This is a genomic window from Methanobrevibacter sp. (assembly GCF_045112895.1).
Classification (GTDB): domain Archaea; phylum Methanobacteriota; class Methanobacteria; order Methanobacteriales; family Methanobacteriaceae; genus Methanocatella.
Genome location: NZ_JBGUIH010000014.1, coordinates 1 through 18,838 on the forward strand (window position 1 = coordinate 1; position 18,838 = coordinate 18,838).

The window sequence follows — 18,838 nt, forward strand, 5'->3', positions numbered from 1 at the left end:
GAAATCAATGTAACATTCACTTTACCTGCGGATATTACTGGTACTGTAATCGTTACCATTGATGGTGAAGGCGCTATTGCTGATTCCTATGATGGCATCAACTATGTTGTTCCATTTGACAGCTTAACTGCTGGTAGTCATACCGTAATCGTTAAATTAACTGATGATAACAACTACAATGACGCAATGGGCAGTGTTTCCTTCACTGTAAGCAAAGTTGATCCTACTATCACTCCTAGCGTTGAAGTTGGTAATTATGTCAATCCAAGTAAGATCACTGTTGAAATCGATTCCGATGCTACTGGATACATTTTAATCAATGTTGACGGCAAACAAGTTGGATACCGTGAAATTAACAAAGGTAAAGTTCAAGTTTCAGTTAAAGATTTAATTGCAGGAGAACATGTTGTAGATGTTATCTACACTGGTGATGATAAATACAACAACGGAACCGCAAGCACTACATACACTATGAACAAATCTTCAACCGTTATTACTGTTGGCGATGCTGTCTTTACCTACAAACACAATCCGGTTCTTCAAATCAACTTGACTGATGAAAATGGCAATCCTGTCGTTAACGGTCTCGTTTATGTAAACAATACTTTAACAGTTTACAAATACAGAACTAATGCTCAAGGTACTATTAATGCTCCTATTAACTTAAAACCAGGAGAATATAACTTTGCAATTAGCTTCAATGATGATGGTCGTTACGAAGGCTCAAACGCTACTAAGACAGTTGTTATCAATAAGCTTGACACTATATTAACAATAGAAAATGCTACAGTAGGATATCAAGATGGTACTAATTACACCATGAAATTGGTTGACATTGACGGTAACCCTGTTTCAGGAGCTACAATTAACCTCTACAATGGTGTAAAAACCTTAAGATACCGCACTGATAGTAACGGTGTTGCAACCGCTCCTATTAATTTAAAACCTGGTGAATATGGATTCAATGCTTCATATGCAGGCAATAACATTTATGGGGCTTCCAACATGTCCAGCACAGTTACTGTCGGCAAAGTTGCTGTAACAATAGATGCATCTGACATGACTGTTGTCTACAATGACGGATCTTGCGTAACCGTAACATTAACCGATGCTGCTGGAGAAGCGGTTAAAAACGTTACTGTAAGATTCACCAATAGTGTGAATGATTACAGGTACCATACTGATAGTAATGGTGTTGCAAGCGCTCCTATTAAATTGAATCCGGGCATATACGAGTACACAATCACTTTCGCTGGAAACAGTATTTACGATGCAGCAAACGCAACCATTACAGTCAACGTTACTAAAGCTCCGACTACTTTAGAGGCTTCTGATGTAAATGTTACCTATAATAATGGTAATATCACTGCTAGATTAACTGATATGAATGGAAACGGCATTAATAATGTCACCATCAACTTTGACAGTGGTAGCAAAGTCTACAAATACCGCACAGACAGCAATGGTGTTGCAAATGCTCCTGTAAATGTTAAACCGGGAGAATACAACTATACAATTAGCTTCAATGGTAACAAACTTTACGAAGCTAGCAACACTACAGCATCTGTCGTTGTCAATAAAGTCAATGCTAAAATATCAGTTGAAGACATCAGCATGACCTATAGGGACGGTACCAATTACACAGTAACAGTAACTGATCTTAACGGTAACCCACTTTCCGGAGTCGGTGTTAAAGTTAACAATACTGTAAAAACCTATAAGTATTATACTGATAGTAACGGTATTGTATCCTCTCCTATTACCTTGAAAAAAGGCCAATATGAGTTTGTTGCTTTCATCGACGATAGTGTCTACGAAACAGCTAGTGCTACTAGTACAGTAGTAATATCATAAAAAAACAGTTTGAAAAATGGAATCAATATTCCATTTTTTCTTTTTTCTTTTTTTCAGAACCATCATTTAATTATTTACATGACTTATAATTTTACTAGTTATATTATCAACGACCAGTATATTATTCGATTTTTATATAATTCAGTACTTTGATGATTTTCTAAATGCTTTTGAATTTTTACATCCACATCCATTGCTTCATAATTGCCGTTTTTTCAATCATCTATATTTTTATATAATATTAAAAATAAATCTTAAATCATAATATATGGTGGTTAAATGAGAATTTTACTGATTCATTCTGATTATTTAAATTACAATGTAAAGAATAAGACACCTGTAGCCGAAGATATCGAGGAAGCCAAGAAAGAAGGTTCCTTCGATGACTCTTTAGTGGTATTTACAGCTGTTGAAAAAGACGATGAAAATAATCCAGAAGGTATCGTTAAGAATTTAGTAAGTGAAGTTAAAAAGACTAATGATCAAGTCAAAGCTGAAAATATAGTATTGTACCCATATGCTCACTTGTCTTCATCATTAAGCTCTCCAAAAGTGGCAGTACAAATCTTAAAAGATGCCGAAGAGGCTTTGCTTGCTGAAGACTTTAATGTTAAAAGGGTACCTTTCGGATGGTATAAGGCATTTGAGATTTCCTGCAAAGGTCACCCATTGAGCGAACTTTCAAGGTCCATCACTGCCGATGATGCTGAGGAAGCCAAAGCTGAAAGAAAGCCTTCAACCTGGCAAATCCTTGAAGGGGATAAGATTACTCAAATCGAAGACTTCAACTTCGAAAACAGGGCATTCAAACAGCTTGTTGATTATGAGCTTGGACAAGGCGCATCTGATGAAGGCGAACCTCCACATGTAAAATTGATGAGGGAAAAAGAAATTTGTGATTATGAACCTGCATCTGATGTCGGAAACCTTAGATGGTATCCTAAGGGACGATTAATAAGGGATTTGCTTGCCGATTATGTTTACAATTTAACTGTTGAACGTGGAGCGATGCCTGTTGAAACTCCAATTTTCTATGATTTGGACAATGAGGCAATCTACCAGCATGCCTACAAATTCGGTGAAAGGCAATACAGAACAGACACCAAAAAGAATCTGATGCTTAGATTTGCATGCTGTTTCGGTGCTTTCAGATTGATGGCCGATTCATATCTGACCTGGAAAAACTTCCCTGCAAAAATCTATGAACTGTCTACCTACAGTTTCCGTTACGAGAAAAAGGGAGAAGTTGTAGGTCTTAAAAGATTAAGAGCATTCACAATGCCTGATTGCCATTCCTTCTGCACTGATGTTCAGGCATCTTTAGAGGAATTCTCCAACCAAACCGATATGTGCATGCAAACAGGAAAAGATTTAGAGCTTGATTTTGAAGTCATTTTCAGAGCAACCCAAGACTTCTTTGAAGACAACGAAGAGTGGATGTATGATATTGCCCGTAAATTCGGAAAGCCTATTCTTTTGGAAATCTTGCCTGAAAGGCACCATTACTGGGTATGCAAAATCGACCTGGCAAACATTGATGCTTTAGGCCGTCCAATCGAAAACCCAACAGTTCAAATCGATGTTGAAAGCGGTAAAAGATTTGGAATCACCTACTTGGGTGAAGACGGCGAGCAACACCACCCGACAATCCTACACACTTCACCGACCGGAAGTATTGAAAGGGTATTATGTGCAATGCTTGAAAAGACAGCTTTGGAAATAAATGAAAAGGCTCCAATGTTGCCAACCTGGCTAAGCCCGATTCAAGCTAGAATTTTAACTGTTGGTGAAAATCAAAAAGAATTTGCTGAAGAGTTATATGAGAAAATCAACGCTTCAAACATTCGTGTAGATGTTGACGATAGAGATGAAAGCGTAGGTAAGAAAATCAGAAATGCGGCTAAGGAATGGGTTCCATACATTTTTGTCGTTGGAGACAAGGAAATGGAATCTGGAAAATTCCAAGTCACCGTTCGTGAAACCGGTGAAAAGGTTGACATGACTGTTGATGAATTGATAGCTGAAATTAATGAGAAATGCGAAGGAAAACCTTTCAGAAGATTGCCTTTGCCTAAGGATATTTCAAGAAGGATTAACTTCCAATAATTATATTTACAAATTAAGATATATTATAAAATGTTATTATTAACGGAGGAAATTTAATGGACCCAATGTATAAAATAGGAGAAGCTCTTATTGGAGACGGCCCTGAATTAGCACACATTGATTTATTGATTGGTGATAAATTCGGACCTGTTGGTCAAGCTTTTGCTAATGGATTATCCAATTTATCTGTTGGACACACTCCTTTAACAAGCGTAATCAGACCAAACTTAATGACCAAACCAGCTACTTTAATCATTCCTAAAGTATCTGTTGGTGATTTAGAAGATGCAAGTAAAATATTTGGACCTGCACAAACCGCTGTTGCAAGAGCAGTGGCTGATGCAGTGGAAGACGGATACATTCCAAAAGAAATCGTGGAAGACATTGTTATCAACGTAAGCGTATTTATTGATCCTTCTGCTAAAGATTACAGAAAAATCTATCAGTACAATTATGGAGCAACAAAATTGGCTATCAGAAGGGCAATGGAAGGATACCCATCCATCGAAAAAGTACTCGCGGAAAAAGACCGTGGAACCCACCCAATTATGGGATTCAAGGTCAAAAAGCTTTGGTCACCACCATACCTGCAAGTTGCACTTGACTTGGACAATGAAGTTGCAATGGAAAGAATCATCAATGATTTGCCTGACAATGATAGAATCTTGCTTGAAGCAGGTACTCCGCTCGTTAAGAAATTCGGTGTTGGAATCATTGGAAAAATCAGAGCATTACGTCCTGACGCATTCATTATTGCTGATTTGAAAACTTTAGACGTTGGTCGTGTAGAAGTCAAGATGGCAGCTGATGAAACTGCTGATGCTGTAGCTATTTCCGGTCTCGGTACTGTTGAATCCATTGCTAAAGCTATCCATGAGACTCAAAAACAAGGTATCTACTCCATCCTTGATATGATGAATGTTGCAGAGTTTGAGAAAAAATTGGCTAAATTGCCTGATGACTTGAAACCTGACATTGTCTTGTTACACAGAAATGTTGATATGGAAACCTACAGAGCAGAACACGGTGAAGACACTAGTGACATGACTGAATGGGGTAACATTAAAGACATTAAAGCAATTCTCGGTGAAAACGGTTTAATTGCTGTTGCTGGTGGAATCAAACCTAACAATGTTGAAGAAGCTATTGAAAAAGGTGCAGACGTCATTATCGCCGGTAGATACATTATCGGTTCAAGAGATGTAAGAAGGGCTGCACAAGACTTCTTGGAACATTTCGAACCTGATCCAGACAACATGAGACTTGCTATGGACGAAGACGAAAATATTGAAGTGAAAGACTAGTAAATTAGATTCATTCTAATTTACAACTATTTTTTTTTAAAGGAGTTTTTATCATGGGATTTTGCAATTCATGTGGAAGACCAATTGTAAAAGAGGATTACGGGACTAACAAGGACGGTAGTTTGAATCCCGAGTTCTGTTGTGATTGTTATCAGAATGGTGAATATACAGAACCTGACATAACTTTAGAAGAGATGATTGTCAGAAAAACAAAGGAAATGATGGCAAAAAATGATAGATTGCCTGAAACTCATGCAACTGCCATAACAGCCACTTTTATTCCAGGACTTAAGAGATGGAATCCTGAGTTTCAAGACGACTATAAAACTCTTTAATTATCTTTTTAAAATAAATTCTTTAACTTTATTAGCTATGTATTCATCATGAGATTTAGTTGTTTTTAAATTATATAATTCTTCCCCTAAATCATTGTATTTATCAACTAAATCGTTATATTCCAAACGAAGAGCATCATAATCTTTTTCTAAATCTTCGTTCATTGCAAATATTTCGGCATAGCTTGTTTTTGTGTTGAGGTTTTCTTGTTTTAACTGATCATATTTTGTGGAAACTTGATTGAAACTATCCTTAATGGAAGCATGCTCTTCCTTTAAGTTAGAGCATTTGGTTTTGAGATTTTTATTCTCTTCTTTGATGCTGCCATATTTGGTTTTTAGGTTTTCATTTTCAGTTTTAATATTGACAAATTTTGTTTTTAGGTTTTCATTCTCCAGAATTAATTTGGAATGCTTATCCTTTATTGTTTCATTCTCTTTTTTTAATGAGTCAATATTGCTCTGTTTCATATTGTTGTATTCGTCTTCGATTTCTTTTAAAGAATCAATTTCAGCTTTTAGTTTTGCAATTTCCCTTTCGTAATCTGAAACAGAATTTGTTACCCTTTCGTCTAATTGTGACCTCAATTGTTGCACTTCCTCAACATGTAAATAATTAGCTATTTTTAAAGACTCGTTTTCTTCTTGCATGTCTTTAAAATTTTGTATTTCTCTATTTGGGATAATTAAAACATTTTCTCCATTATCGTATATGTCTTCGTTCTTGGGAACTGTAATCTGTATCTGTTCGGTTGTGTATTTCTTCCGTGAACCGTTTTTTAGCGTCCGATTATATTCTCTCGAATACTTTTTTACAATACCCTTACCGAATTTCATAACTATCCCTTTTATCAATTAATTATATTGTGTTTTAATATTATAAATATTATGTAATTTGGTGCTAAAATATATGTTATGTGCATTGTTTAAAAAAAATTAAATTTTACTTTTTCATTTATTAAATCACAATAGAGCGACCATATCTGTTTTTCACATTTTGTCATTGTGACTATTCATTCATTATTACTTTTCACGTGATTTTCATCTGATTAGTAATACTTTAATTATATTTATTAATAATAATTTTTATAAATAGATATCGTATTAATCCTTAAAATGTTGGTTGTTGTATGATATCTAAAAAAGAGAAATATTGCTATTTGTTAGTTTTTATAATATTAATTTCTATTTCATTCAATATTGTCTATGCTCAAGATAATTGTAGTGATGCTGATATATCCAATGATTTAACCCAACAAGATGTAATAGTCGATGAAATGGACGATTCAAATTTTGAAGATATTAGTTTAGATGAGCCTTTAAGTTCTGCTAATGATGAAATCGTCTCTTCAAGTTCATCGGATAATAAAATAAATTCCAATTTGACCTTATTCATTGTTAGCGATAATCCGGGAACCAATATATTGGATGCCGCTAGTGTTGACCTATTTGATGAGCATCCAAATTTAAAGGAAAATGTAAATATTGTTGTAAGGAGCGGTGCTCAAGTTAAGGAAATGGATGAATCTGAATTTGTCAGGTTATTAGGTTCTTGTGATGGATTTATAGGCGAATGGGTTAGTACTGATGTCGATGCAGTTTTAACAAGCACATTGGAAAAGTATCCTGATTTATCAAATAAGGAGCTGTTTCTTATATTGGAACCTCCTTCAGGTAATTTAAACTCAGAATCCTCTTCAATATCTTTAATAAAAAGTTCTGCAGTAAATTATAATAAAATTTTTTCATCATTTGGCAGTGAGGAATTAATTTCTTATTTCCAGAATACAAAAAGGGGATCTTCATATGATGATGTTGTGAACTTTTTAGAGGGTGATGGAGCTAGATTCGGTGAATTATTTAATAAAATGGTATTAAACAAGGACATTAATGATAAGGATAATTTAAAAAATCAAATTTTATATGTCTTGAATTATTTTGGTTTTGATGTTGACTATGATGAGCCAAGCTTTTCGGGCTCCCTCCAATATGGAATTTATAGGGACAAATGGTTTAGTCTAGATGAGTATATTGCAGCTTACTTCAATCCTTCTTATAACCGTACTGTCGGAATTTTGGAAAGTACAATGTACATTTCATCCCAGCAGCTGCACCCTACATATCAGATAATTGAGGATTTGGAGGCTAGGGGATATAATGTCATACCCGTATTTGCAGCCGGAGGTACTGCAGACCAATTAAGAGTAATGGTCGAGTCTTTTACCAGTGCTGGCGGAGATATTTCCGGATTTTTAGAAAATTCTTCCAAATATGACATTTATGTCGATGCAATCGTGTCAGTTGTTGCATATGGGGTAGGCGGAGAAAACTTTTCTTACACAAACGACTTTTTTGAAGAGGTTGGTGTTCCTGTATTCAGGGCAGTCCATTCCGATTATGTTTCAAATGAGCAGTGGGAATTGGGAACTACAGGATTGACAACCGAAAGAAGTGATAAATGGTGGCACATTTCCATTGCAGAAGCACAGGGAATAATTGATGCAACATTTATTGGAGGCGCTGATGGCTATATTTCAAATTTGACTGGAGCAAGAATCGTTACATACATTCCATACACCCGAAATATTGACTTATTGGCTGATAGAATCGATTCATGGGTGAATTTAAGATATGCACTCAATAGTGAAAAAGCCATTTCACTTATTTATTATAATTATCCTCCCGGAAAGCAGAATATCGGATCAAGTTATTTGGATACCATCACAAGTATCTATAATATGCTTTATGCTTTAAAGGATGAAGGATATGATGTCGGCGATTTGCCGTCAAATGTTTCTGAACTTGAAGACATGATGATAAAATGCGGTATTAATGTGGCTACCTGGGCGCCAGGAGAGCTTGAAAAATTGGCAAATCAATCTGATGTTGTATTGCTTCCCGTAAGCGAATATACAGAATGGTTTGATGATTTGGATGAAATTGTAAAAATTCAAGTTCGTGAAGGTCCTGTCGCATATATCGGTGAGTTGTCTAAAAGGGCTGTTGAATTGAAGTATAATGCAACAATCAGCGATACAATTGACGATTGGTATAATCAAGTTGCAGCATTGCTCCCTGATGAAAATATGGATGAAAGCACAGGTGTATTGAAAAAAATTGTTAATGCATTGAAAAAATACACCAGCACTTTTTCAGAGGAATATTATGATTTGTTCCTGCAATATTATGAGGAATTTAAGCAATTAAACGTTTCAGGATTAAATGGATGGGGCGAGTCACCTGGAGATGTGATGGTAGTAAATAGGAATGGAACAGATTACTTTGTTATTCCGGGATTAACATTTGGAAATGTTTTTGTTGCCCCAGAACCTCAAAGGGGTTGGGAAGCGGACATTGAAAATCTTTATCACTGTACCGCTGTGGCTCCAACACATCAGTATTTGGCGGCTTATTATTATATGCAGACATATCATCCAAATGCGATGGTATTTGTTGGAAGACATGCAACTCACGAATGGCTGCCGGGCAAGGAGGTTCTTTTGTCTGCAACAGATTACGGATCAATTGTTGTTGGAGATGTCCCTCAATTATACTTCTATATCAGTGATGGTCTGGGCGAAGCTATTCAAGCTAAAAGAAGAGGGTTTGCAGTTTTAATTTCTCATTTAACTTCTCCAATGTCTTATACTCATTTATATGGCAATTTAACGGTTGCAGCTAATCTAGTAAATTATTACACTAACATTGAGAATAAGGATTTAAAGGAAGAATTTGCAGACCAATTGCGTGAATTGATTGTAACTCAGGACTATTCTACAAATATAGGCCTTACTAAGGAAGAAGTTCTGAATTTAAGTTCTCAGATGCTCGTTGAAAAGGTTGATACTTTCTTAAAAGAAACATTATCTACATTATATCCTTTAGGACTTCATGCAATAGGCCAATATTGGTCTGAAGAGGATTTGGCAAGTACAGTCACTGCAATGTTGTCCTATGATTTTGATTTAGAGAATTATAAAGGTGAAACCAATTTATTCGAAGAATTATCAGATTATTTATATTCTAAAAGTTATGACAGTTTAACTGCTCTTGAAAGAGAGGTCATATTAAATAAATCCTATGATATCTGTAAAGCTTTGATATACTGGGATGTTGATACTGTATATTCTACATTAATTAGCCAAAACAGTAAATTTAACAACTCAGATTTCCTTTATTGCCTTAAATTAGGTAAAAACTATATTAATTTAATCGATGCAAGTATTTCTACAGAATTAAATGCGATGATTGATGGTTTAAATGGCAGGTACATCCCGATTAGTGAAGGTGGAGAGATTATACTTAAGCCAATTGTTCTTCCAACCGGTAGGAATATGTATCAGGATCAGTCTCGTGAGCTTCCTACTGAAGATGCTTGGGAGTATGGAAAGACTCTTGCACTTTTAACTTTATCCGGATTGAATGACACTACCGAGAAAGTTATAATGGGAATATGGTGTGTTGAAACTGCAAGGGATGATGGAGCATTGGTTGCTAGCGTTCTTTACTTGCTCGGTATGAAACCGGTATGGACAGATTCTCCAAGTGCAGGGTTCAGTGATAATCATGAACATGATGAAGAAATGGGTAAGAAAACCAAATCAATGCCACAATATGTTCTATTGGATGATTTAACTCGCCCAGATGGTTGGGATAAAAAAAGAATTGATGTAACTGTTATCACTAGTGGTTTATTTAGAGATTTATATTCTTCTCAATCAATTCTTATGGATAATGCATTTAGAGTGGCCTTGGCAAGATCATACTTGACAATCACTTCAAACAATACTTTAATGGATAGTCCATATGGAAAACAAATAAAAGAAGCTATTGATTTTGTCATGGATGGCATTGGATATTATGGTATTGCCCGCGAGTCTTTGGATGATAATTATGTTGCAAAACATTGGGTGGAGGATTGCCTATATTATTTAAGTATAGGATATAATTCATCATATGCTGGAGAATGTGCGATAACCCGTATTTTTGCACCTCCAAATGGAGATTATGGTGCAGGAATCTCAAAATTGGTTTCAATGTCCTGGACCTGGAACGACACTGACCAATTGGCTGAGTTTTATTTAGGAAGGATGGGTAATATGTATTCTAAAAATTATTGGGGAGATACTAACCCATTGGTTTTCCTTAGGGCTTTATCCAACTCAGATACAATTGTAACAAGTCGTAATACTAATCAGTATGGTGTTTTAGATAATGATGACTTCTTTGATTATTGGGGAGGTCTTTCCATGGCCGTTGAGCACGTATCCGGTAAGACTCCAAAAATGAATGTGCTGATGTATGCAAATAGGAATGGCGCATATATTGCATCACTGGAAGAGGTAATGTATAGAGAAATCGCTTCCAGATATGATAATCCTGATTGGATTAAAGGAATGATGGGTGAAGGATATAGCGGTGCCAGATACATGTCTAATAAGTTTGTTAGTAATTTATACGGCTGGCAAGTTACAAGACCTTCTGCAGTTTCAGATGATTTATGGAATAGGGTTTACAATACATACTATAATGATAAGTATGGTTTAGGCGTTAAAGATTGGTTAATGACTGGAAATAATGCATATTCTTTTATTTCTATGAGTGGTACAATGCTAACTACAATCCATGAGGGATATTGGGATGCAAGTGATGCTACTATAAGGGATATTGCAAACTCTTGGGCTCAAGCTACTGTTCAAAATGGTGTTGCATGCTGTGACTGTAGCTGTGGAAACATTGCAATGATGCAATGGGCAGTACAGTATGTAAATCCTGATATTTTAGCCCAATTACTTCCTAAACTGTATGAAGCAACACACAATCCTGTATTTTTAGACTCTAATCAACAAACAGATAATCCAGAAAATAATGAAGAGGCTTCAAATCCAAACCCTGGGCAAGGAACTGGAACAAATTCAGGAGCTGTTTCTAATAGTACTTCTTCTAATGTTGTTTCAAACTCATCCTCTTCCAACATGCAAAATTCAAATGGTCAGACAATTTCAAACATTGGAGTTAATGGCCAAAATGAGGCTGTGGGAGATCCTAATGTTCAGGGAGAAGATGTTTCCAGTGTAAATGAAGTAAGTGATGCTGAAAATGCAAATGTAAAGAAATCAATTGAAATAAATCCTATTACTCAACAGTCTGCAAGTGAAGTTGGTTTATCAATAATTGCGGTTCTCGGTGTTTTATGTTTAATAGGAGTAATTGCCGTTGGATATTTCAGAAATAAAGATGATGATGAAAAAATCACTGATTTAGATAAACTCTTCAGTGAAAAAATGTAGGTGTTTAGATGGAAGTAATTAATTTGTTATGGCAGTTGGGGATACTGTCAGCTGTTTTAATATTCGGAATCAAATTGGGATTGGCAACCGGTTTGGCTAATATGTCTAAAAAATATTTGGCATTGGTCTCAATAGGTTATGGTGGAGGAGTTTTAATTTTAACTAAAATTTCTTCATTTTACACAGAAGAGATAACTAATTTGATTTACACCTATAACTTTGAATTCTTTTTAATCATGGCTGCAATCATGATTTTGGCAGGCATTTTTACAATTAGGGAGTATAAGGTTTTTGAAAGAAATACGACTGCCGCTACCTGTATGGCAGTCATAGCACCATGTCCATGTTGTTTTGGATCGATTATAGTTAGTATCATGTTAGTTGCACCGACTGTTGGTTTAGGGTTGTTTGATTTAAGCATTTATGTTGCAGGAGCTTTGGTTTTAACTATTGTAGCTACTTATTTTGCATCAAATATCATTGTCAGATTTATTGATAAACCTTATCCTATTGTTTTAGGCAATTTCATGTTCTTTTTAGGAATGTACTTCTTAATTTCAGCATTGTTCCTTCCGAATATTACTGCAATGATTCAAAATCCAATGGGTGCAATTACAATCTCTTCAATGGACAATGTGTCAATTGTTTTAATTTTAATATTATTTATAATGTTAATAGGCGGTATTATATCTAAGAAAAATAGTAATTTTGATTAATTGGTGATTATATGGTAACAACAATTCCTGGTAGCGATATATTAACATCTAGTTTGAACATGATTTCTCAGAGTTTGCAGATTCCTGTAATCATATTTTTAATAATTTTTGCAGTTTTTGCTGTGCTTACTCTTGGAAGTTTAGTATCGGAATACACTTCTAGGAAGAACATTTCTTCTGAATTGATTGAAAGGTTAATCTATTCTATCTCAAATGCAAATTCACTGGAGGAAATAAGGGATGTGATTAAAAACGCAAAGATTTACGAGTCTCAAAAAATTATTCTAATTAAAATTTTACGTTCAAGTTCACTAACAAACGAGTCAAGACAAACATTGGCTAGAAAATTAATAGAGTTTGAAGAGAATAAGTTTGCAAAAAAAATTGAGAGAACTGACATTGTCACTCGTATAGGCCCTACTTTGGGATTAATGGGTACATTGATTCCTATGGGTCCGGGTCTTGCGGCTTTAGGGGCTGGGGACGTTAACACACTGGCCAGCGCTATCATTGTTGCATTTGATACAACTGTTGTAGGTATTGGTGCTGGGGCTGTTGCATATTTCGTATCTAAGGTAAGGCGCAGATGGTATGAGGAATATTTATCAAATTTGGATGCTTTGGCTGATGCATTAATCGATAAGTTAAAACAATAGGAGTTTTGGTCATGGTTAGAAAAAAATGTAAAAACAGATTTTCTGAAGGTGAAGAAGATCCTATGGCCGGAACTACAAATCTTGTTGATGCAATGTTGGTTATAGCTGTTGGACTGTTGATTTTTGTTGTAATAAGTTGGAATATGCAAAGTGTTGTTTTTCAGGACAATCCGCAGCAAAAAGCAATTGACGATTCTTCTCCTAGCGTAACCGAGGTTGAAGAGGGCCAAGTTTTAAATGATACTCCTGACACTTCCAATAGTTCAGGTCAGGGTTATATGGAAATGGGTAAGGTTTACAAAGACCCTTCATCGGGCAAATTAATCATGGTTGAAAATTAATTTTAGAGGGGGCAAAATCTTGAAGAATAGTTTCAAATTATTATTTTTTACAATTTTGATTTTAACGTTGTTCTTATCATTATCTGATGTTTGTGCGACTGATTTTGATAATTCAACAATGGAAATAATGGATGATGAACAAGATTTGGATTTGATTGAAAGTCCTGATTTTGCCAATGATAATTACAATTCTGATGAACTGGGCATGGAAGATTCAAATCAGGATTTAGATAGCGATTCTTCTCAAAGCGATTTATCAGTGGATTTGAAAGAATATAAAACCACAAATTCCGAAGTGAATAGTCCTATTCATAAATCTAATGCAAAAAATGGAGATGTATTGAAAGCTACAAATTCAATCTCATTAAATGCCGGAGCCTCTTCTAAAGTTTATGTTAATTACAATAGTGGAAATGATGCCAATTCTGGAGCTAGTTGGAGTAAAGCTGTTAAAACAATAGAAAAAGCTTTGACATTGATTGATGATGATGGTGTAATCTATATTGCTGATGGAGTTACTCACTTAAGCGACTCCACTGGCAGTGAGGGCATCAATATCAATAAAAAAGTTTCAATAATTGGTCAAAGTGTTAATTCTGTGATTTCCGGAAATAAAAATAAACGGATTTTTAATATTGGCTTAAATGCAGATGTATTTCTCTCTAATTTAACTTTGACTGAGGGGGATTCAAGTAATGGTGGAGCCATATCTATTGAAAGTAGCAGCGAAACATCTTATGGCAAATTAACAATATCCGATTCCATAATATCAAATTGTCACGCTACCTCTCGAGGGGGTGCAATTTATTCAAATACCGGTTCAGTATCCAATCTGAATAATGTTACTTTTATAAATGATAGTAGTGTTTCAAATGGAGGGGCCATTGCAATTCAACAAAAAGGTTCCCTATCCAATATCAATGACTGTAAATTCATCAATAATTCTGCAGATAATAGAGGTGGAGCAGTTTATTTAGGGTCCGGTTCTACATGCGCTATCGGTAATAACAACTTATTTGAAGGAAATAAGGCATTTGATAGGTATGGTTATGGGGGAGCAATTCATGGAGCAAATGGAATCGCTCTCGGCACGGGCAATGTATTTGTAAATAATTATGCAGAAAAAGGAGGTAGTGCGTTATCTACCTTAAATAATAAGGAAATAAGTGGTTCGTTCTGCTTTTTTATAAATAACACAGCTATTGACGGTCATTCATTAGTTTATGGTAATAAGATTACAGTTACTTTAGAAAATTGTTATTGGGCAAGCAACACACCTGCTTTTGAAAATTTCGTTTATAATCAGAATACCTGGAATCCCAATAATTATCTGATATTGTCTATTTCATCCAATGATAGTGTCGTGAGCGGCAATAAAATTCCAGTCAAAGTTGATTTATCTAAAAATCAGAATAATCAGGCAGTTGATGTGAATAGCCTTCCAAAAAGCATTCCAGTTTTATTCACCGCAGCTAATGGTAATTTTGACAGTTCAAGTACTAAGATGGTTAATGGAATTGCAAAAACAAACTACATTGCCGGAACTGTGGGCAATGACAATATTACCGTTGATGTTTACGGCGTAACTTCCATATTAAGCATCAATGTTCTGCCGAAAATAGGGACTTTATTTGTCAATTATACTGCTGGTTCGGATTCTAATAACGGTGCTAGCTGGTCTAAAGCGGTTAAAACCATTTCACATGCATTGGATATTGCGGCAGAGGACAGTTCTATTTATGTGGCTGGAGGCATAAATTATCTTGATAATACTGGCGTCAATGGGTTGACTATTTCTAAAAATATTTCTATCATTGGTATTGGGGATAATGCAATCATTGATGCAAAAAATGCAGGCAGAATATTTTATATTGATGGATTCACAGTAAATTTATCCAATTTAATATTTGCCAATGCCAATGCTTCAAATGCTAATGCTAAGCGCGGAGGCGTTATATGGGCAAGAAATTCAGTTTTAAACATTGAAAATTGTAAGTTTATTAATAACACGGCTGGAAATAGCAATAGTTATGGTGGAGCCATTAACTTGAAGTCTTCAACAGCAAAGATCAATGGTTCCTACTTTGATAATAATGTCGCATTGAACGGTGGGGCAATCAATGCTGAAAATAACGTGTTAGATATATTAAATTCAATTTTCACCAGCAATAAAATTCTGAGCAATGGTCATGGAAAATCAATTAACCAATATAAGAATTGTGATTTGACAATTAAAAATTCTGTTTTGTTAGATGGTCCGTCATCAGTTCAAATTGCAAATGTTTCGAAAGCATTGTTGGAAGATAATTGGTGGGGGAATAATAATCTGAATAGGGACTTAAGCCCTACACTAAATTGCACAAATGGAAATGTAAATTCCTATTTAATATTGGAGACTTCTATTAATAAAAAAACTGTTCATGTGGGAGATGAGGTTACAATTACCACCTCTCTAAATCGTAATCAAAATGGCAATGTTAAGAATAATTTAATTGAGTTGCCTATTAATATTAATGCTAATTTGGGCACCGCCGTTCCTAATGAAACAACAATTAACAATAAGTTATCTTCAATTTACAATCCAACAGTTCCCGGCAGTGAAGTGATTACAGTAGATGTTCTAGGCATTAAAAACGTGTTATCCTTTGTTGTTAAAAATGCAATACCTAAACTAACCATTGATGAGGTAAGCACATCTTGGTCTTTAGGTATTTATTCGGGAGTAGCTAATTCATTTGATATTAAATTAATAAATAATGAGAATCGCAAAATTGATAATGTAGTTATTGAGTTGGTTTCTAATGAATCCAGTAAAGTATTGGGCAGTTTCAAAGGGTCAATTAATAAAGGAAATTCAACAATTTCAATCGTGGATAATACAATTCGCGAAATAACAGAAAAAACCGTATGGCCTGATGCCCAGAATAATTTAATTAAATTTAATGTAAAATTGAAATATGATGGAGAAACAATATCCACAGTCAGTGTTGATAAAATACTTGCATATAATGGTTACTTCAATAAGACATACTCATATGGTGGTCATGATAATGTTATTAATAGAAAATATACCATTAATGGGGATATTATTATAGCTACACAAGATGAAGAGGTATATAAAGATCAATTCAGCAGATTTAGAAATGAGACTTGGAATATTAAAACTCCAAAGAATGCTGAAATTGTTAAAGTACTATTATACTTTAATTACAATTGGGATACATCTTTCTTCCCAGATGGTTGGACATTAAAATTCAATAATCATAATATCCTCAATGAATATGTTTCTCATGAAACTGATAGGGGCAATCTTGGCGTATGGGGAGCATATGACTATGGCCTATTAGTATTTGATGTAACTGATTATTATAAGGCAAATGCAGATAATAGTTTTATAATTAATAAAACAGGCAATTGTGCGTTATATCCTTCTACTTTGTATGTATTGTATAATCTAACCAACAGCAATATGGTTAAAGATGTTTACTTTAGTGATATCTGCGATGTATTTTATCCGTTATATAATCAGAATGGATATGATGATCTGCTAAAATTTGTCGTGAATTTCAATGATGTTGATTTAACTAGATTGCATGAAGCTAATTGGTATGTATTTTCTGGATCAAGTAGTTTGAATAATAATTTAAGTTTCAATAATATGACAATTGCAAATCCGTTTGCAGGTTATACTCCTAATGATTGCCGTCCATATGATTACAATGTAACTAATTTAATCAATCAAAATAATGAGGCATGGTTCATTTCAGGCGTTAAATCATCAACTACAGTTGCTTATGAGCAGGTTTTAGTCGTTGAAAGGAATAATTTTGTTCCGTCCATGTCTGTTTCTGTAGAAGATATTAGTGTGGGTGATATTGCAAAGATTATTGTAAAGTTGCCTTCTGATGCTTCTGGTAATGTAACAGCAAGTGTTGATGGTAAGTCTGTTTCTGGTAAGGTTCAGAAAGGTAAAGTGACACTTAGTGTTTCTGGTCTGACTAGCGGCTCTAAAAAAGCATTCATCACATATTCCGGTGATGGAAAGTATCTTTCAAGCACTAAAACAAAAACTTTTATTGTGAACAAGGTTGTTCCATCTATGTCAGTTTCTGTAGGAAATATTAGTGTTGGTGATGTTGCAAAGGTCATTGTTGAATTGCCTTCTGATGCTTCTGGTAATGTGGCTGTTAGTGTTGATGGAAAGTCTGTTTCCGGTAAGGTTCAGAAAGGTAAGGCTAGTGTTAGTGTTTCTGGTTTGACTAGCGGTTCTAAGAAAGCATCTATCACATATTCCGGTGACGGTAAGTATCTTTCATGCAATGGTACTGGGGTTTTTGTTGTGAGTAAGGTTGTTCCGTCCATGTCTGTTTCTGTAGAAGATATTAGTGTTGGTGATGTTGCAAAGATTATTGTTGAATTGCCTTCTGATGCTTCTGGTAATGTAACAGCAAATGTTGATGGTAAGTCTGTTTCTGGTAAGGTTCAGAAAGGTAAAGTGACTCTCAGCATTCCTGGTTTGACTAGTGGCACTAAAGAAGCTACGGTTAGCTATTCTGGAGATGAAAAGTATATTCAAAAGTCATGTACTGAAATTTTTAAAGTTAATAAAATTATTAAAAATATGACAGTTTCTATGGATAGTAGTAATGTTGAAACTACTATTGTTCAAGTTTCTAATTTGCCTTCTGATGCTTCAGGTATTGTTACAGTAACAATTGCGGGGAAATCTAATTCAAGTAAAGTTTCAAATGGTAAAGCTACTGTAAAAATACATGGCTTAACTAATGGTACTCAATCCGCTCATATAATATACTCTGATGATGATAAATATGAAGTAAATCCAGTTACAACAGGGCTTGATGTAAATAAACTCAATGTCACATTAAAAATTAACGTAAATGACATTAATGTTGGTGAAAAAGCATCAATTGTTGTTTCTATTTCACCATCTGCCGCTACAGGTACAATTAATGCTCTTATTGACGGTGTTGATTCTGGTTCTTCAAGTATTTCCAAGGGTAAAGCTACCATAAGCATATCAGATTTAACTAGTGGAACCAAATCAGTTATTGTTATTTACTCCGGTGATGACAAATATAATGCTAATAGTGCAGCAAGCGAATTTACTGTGAGTAAGGTTGTTCCGTCCATGTCTGTTTCTGCTGGGGATATTTGTGTTGGTGATGTTGCAAAGGTCATTGTTAAGTTGCCTTCTGATGCTTCTGGTAATGTAACA

The 18,838-nt window shown here is 34.9% G+C and carries 10 protein-coding genes; 9 read left to right on the plus strand and 1 reads right to left on the minus strand.

Translation table 11 applies throughout. The features are described from left to right. The 4 genes from ACJMLD_RS03095 to ACJMLD_RS03110 form a co-directional block, all read left to right on the plus strand. Positions 1-1,854 (plus strand): hypothetical protein (locus ACJMLD_RS03095; protein WP_405267871.1); only part of this gene is annotated, 1,854 nt, incomplete at its 5' end. Positions 1,855-2,133: 279 nt separating this feature from the next. Next, on the plus strand, positions 2,134-3,960 hold the full coding sequence (locus tag ACJMLD_RS03100; protein WP_405267873.1) for a threonine--tRNA ligase: 1,827 nt from the start codon (positions 2,134-2,136) through the stop codon (positions 3,958-3,960). A 65-nt stretch (positions 3,961-4,025) separates the two neighbouring features. Then, complete coding sequence (locus ACJMLD_RS03105; RefSeq protein ID WP_405267888.1) at positions 4,026-5,264, plus strand: bifunctional 5,6,7,8-tetrahydromethanopterin hydro-lyase/3-hexulose-6-phosphate synthase; 1,239 nt, start codon at positions 4,026-4,028, stop codon at positions 5,262-5,264. A 53-nt stretch (positions 5,265-5,317) separates the two neighbouring features. Beyond that, positions 5,318-5,599 (plus strand): zinc ribbon domain-containing protein, encoded by a 282-nt coding sequence (locus ACJMLD_RS03110; RefSeq protein WP_405267875.1) that lies wholly within the window; start codon positions 5,318-5,320, stop codon positions 5,597-5,599. Here ACJMLD_RS03110 and ACJMLD_RS03115 read toward each other — a convergent pair whose 3' ends face one another. Then, the gene (locus ACJMLD_RS03115; protein ID WP_405267876.1) at positions 5,600-6,436 is read right to left on the minus strand and encodes a phosphoserine phosphatase; all 837 of its coding nucleotides are present in this window, start codon (positions 6,434-6,436) and stop codon (positions 5,600-5,602) included. 293 nt (positions 6,437-6,729) lie between these two features. On the opposite strand from ACJMLD_RS03115, the gene ACJMLD_RS03120 reads away from it, so the two are divergent. The 5 genes from ACJMLD_RS03120 to ACJMLD_RS03140 all read left to right on the plus strand — a co-directional run. Continuing rightward, positions 6,730-11,889, plus strand: coding sequence for a cobaltochelatase subunit CobN (locus ACJMLD_RS03120; RefSeq protein ID WP_405267878.1), 5,160 nt, complete (start codon positions 6,730-6,732; stop codon positions 11,887-11,889). Between the two features lie 8 nt (positions 11,890-11,897). Next, complete coding sequence (locus ACJMLD_RS03125) at positions 11,898-12,605, plus strand: DUF2162 domain-containing protein (protein ID WP_405267880.1); 708 nt, start codon at positions 11,898-11,900, stop codon at positions 12,603-12,605. A gap of 11 nt (positions 12,606-12,616) precedes the next feature. Next, positions 12,617-13,261, plus strand: a complete 645-nt coding sequence (locus tag ACJMLD_RS03130; RefSeq protein WP_405267882.1) for a MotA/TolQ/ExbB proton channel family protein — start codon at positions 12,617-12,619, stop codon at positions 13,259-13,261. 11 nt (positions 13,262-13,272) lie between these two features. Next, positions 13,273-13,602 carry a DUF2149 domain-containing protein gene (locus ACJMLD_RS03135; protein ID WP_405267884.1) on the plus strand — a complete coding sequence of 110 codons (330 nt, stop codon included), beginning with the start codon at positions 13,273-13,275 and terminating at the stop codon, positions 13,600-13,602. Between the two features lie 19 nt (positions 13,603-13,621). After that, positions 13,622-18,838: Ig-like domain repeat protein (locus ACJMLD_RS03140; RefSeq protein WP_405267886.1), on the plus strand; the 5,217-nt coding region annotated here is incomplete at its 3' end.

Bases quoted from the DNA above. Each gene is read 5' to 3' on its own strand.
- ACJMLD_RS03135 (WP_405267884.1), top strand. From the start codon at position 13,273: ATGGTTAGAAAAAAATGTAAAAACAGATTTTCTGAAGGTGAAGAAGAT.
- ACJMLD_RS03120 (WP_405267878.1), top strand. From the start codon at position 6,730: ATGATATCTAAAAAAGAGAAATATTGCTATTTGTTAGTTTTTATAATA.
- ACJMLD_RS03115 (WP_405267876.1), bottom strand. From the start codon at position 6,436: ATGAAATTCGGTAAGGGTATTGTAAAAAAGTATTCGAGAGAATATAAT.
- ACJMLD_RS03110 (WP_405267875.1), top strand. From the start codon at position 5,318: ATGGGATTTTGCAATTCATGTGGAAGACCAATTGTAAAAGAGGATTAC.
- ACJMLD_RS03100 (WP_405267873.1), top strand. From the start codon at position 2,134: ATGAGAATTTTACTGATTCATTCTGATTATTTAAATTACAATGTAAAG.
- ACJMLD_RS03125 (WP_405267880.1), top strand. From the start codon at position 11,898: ATGGAAGTAATTAATTTGTTATGGCAGTTGGGGATACTGTCAGCTGTT.
- ACJMLD_RS03105 (WP_405267888.1), top strand. From the start codon at position 4,026: ATGTATAAAATAGGAGAAGCTCTTATTGGAGACGGCCCTGAATTAGCA.
- ACJMLD_RS03130 (WP_405267882.1), top strand. From the start codon at position 12,617: ATGGTAACAACAATTCCTGGTAGCGATATATTAACATCTAGTTTGAAC.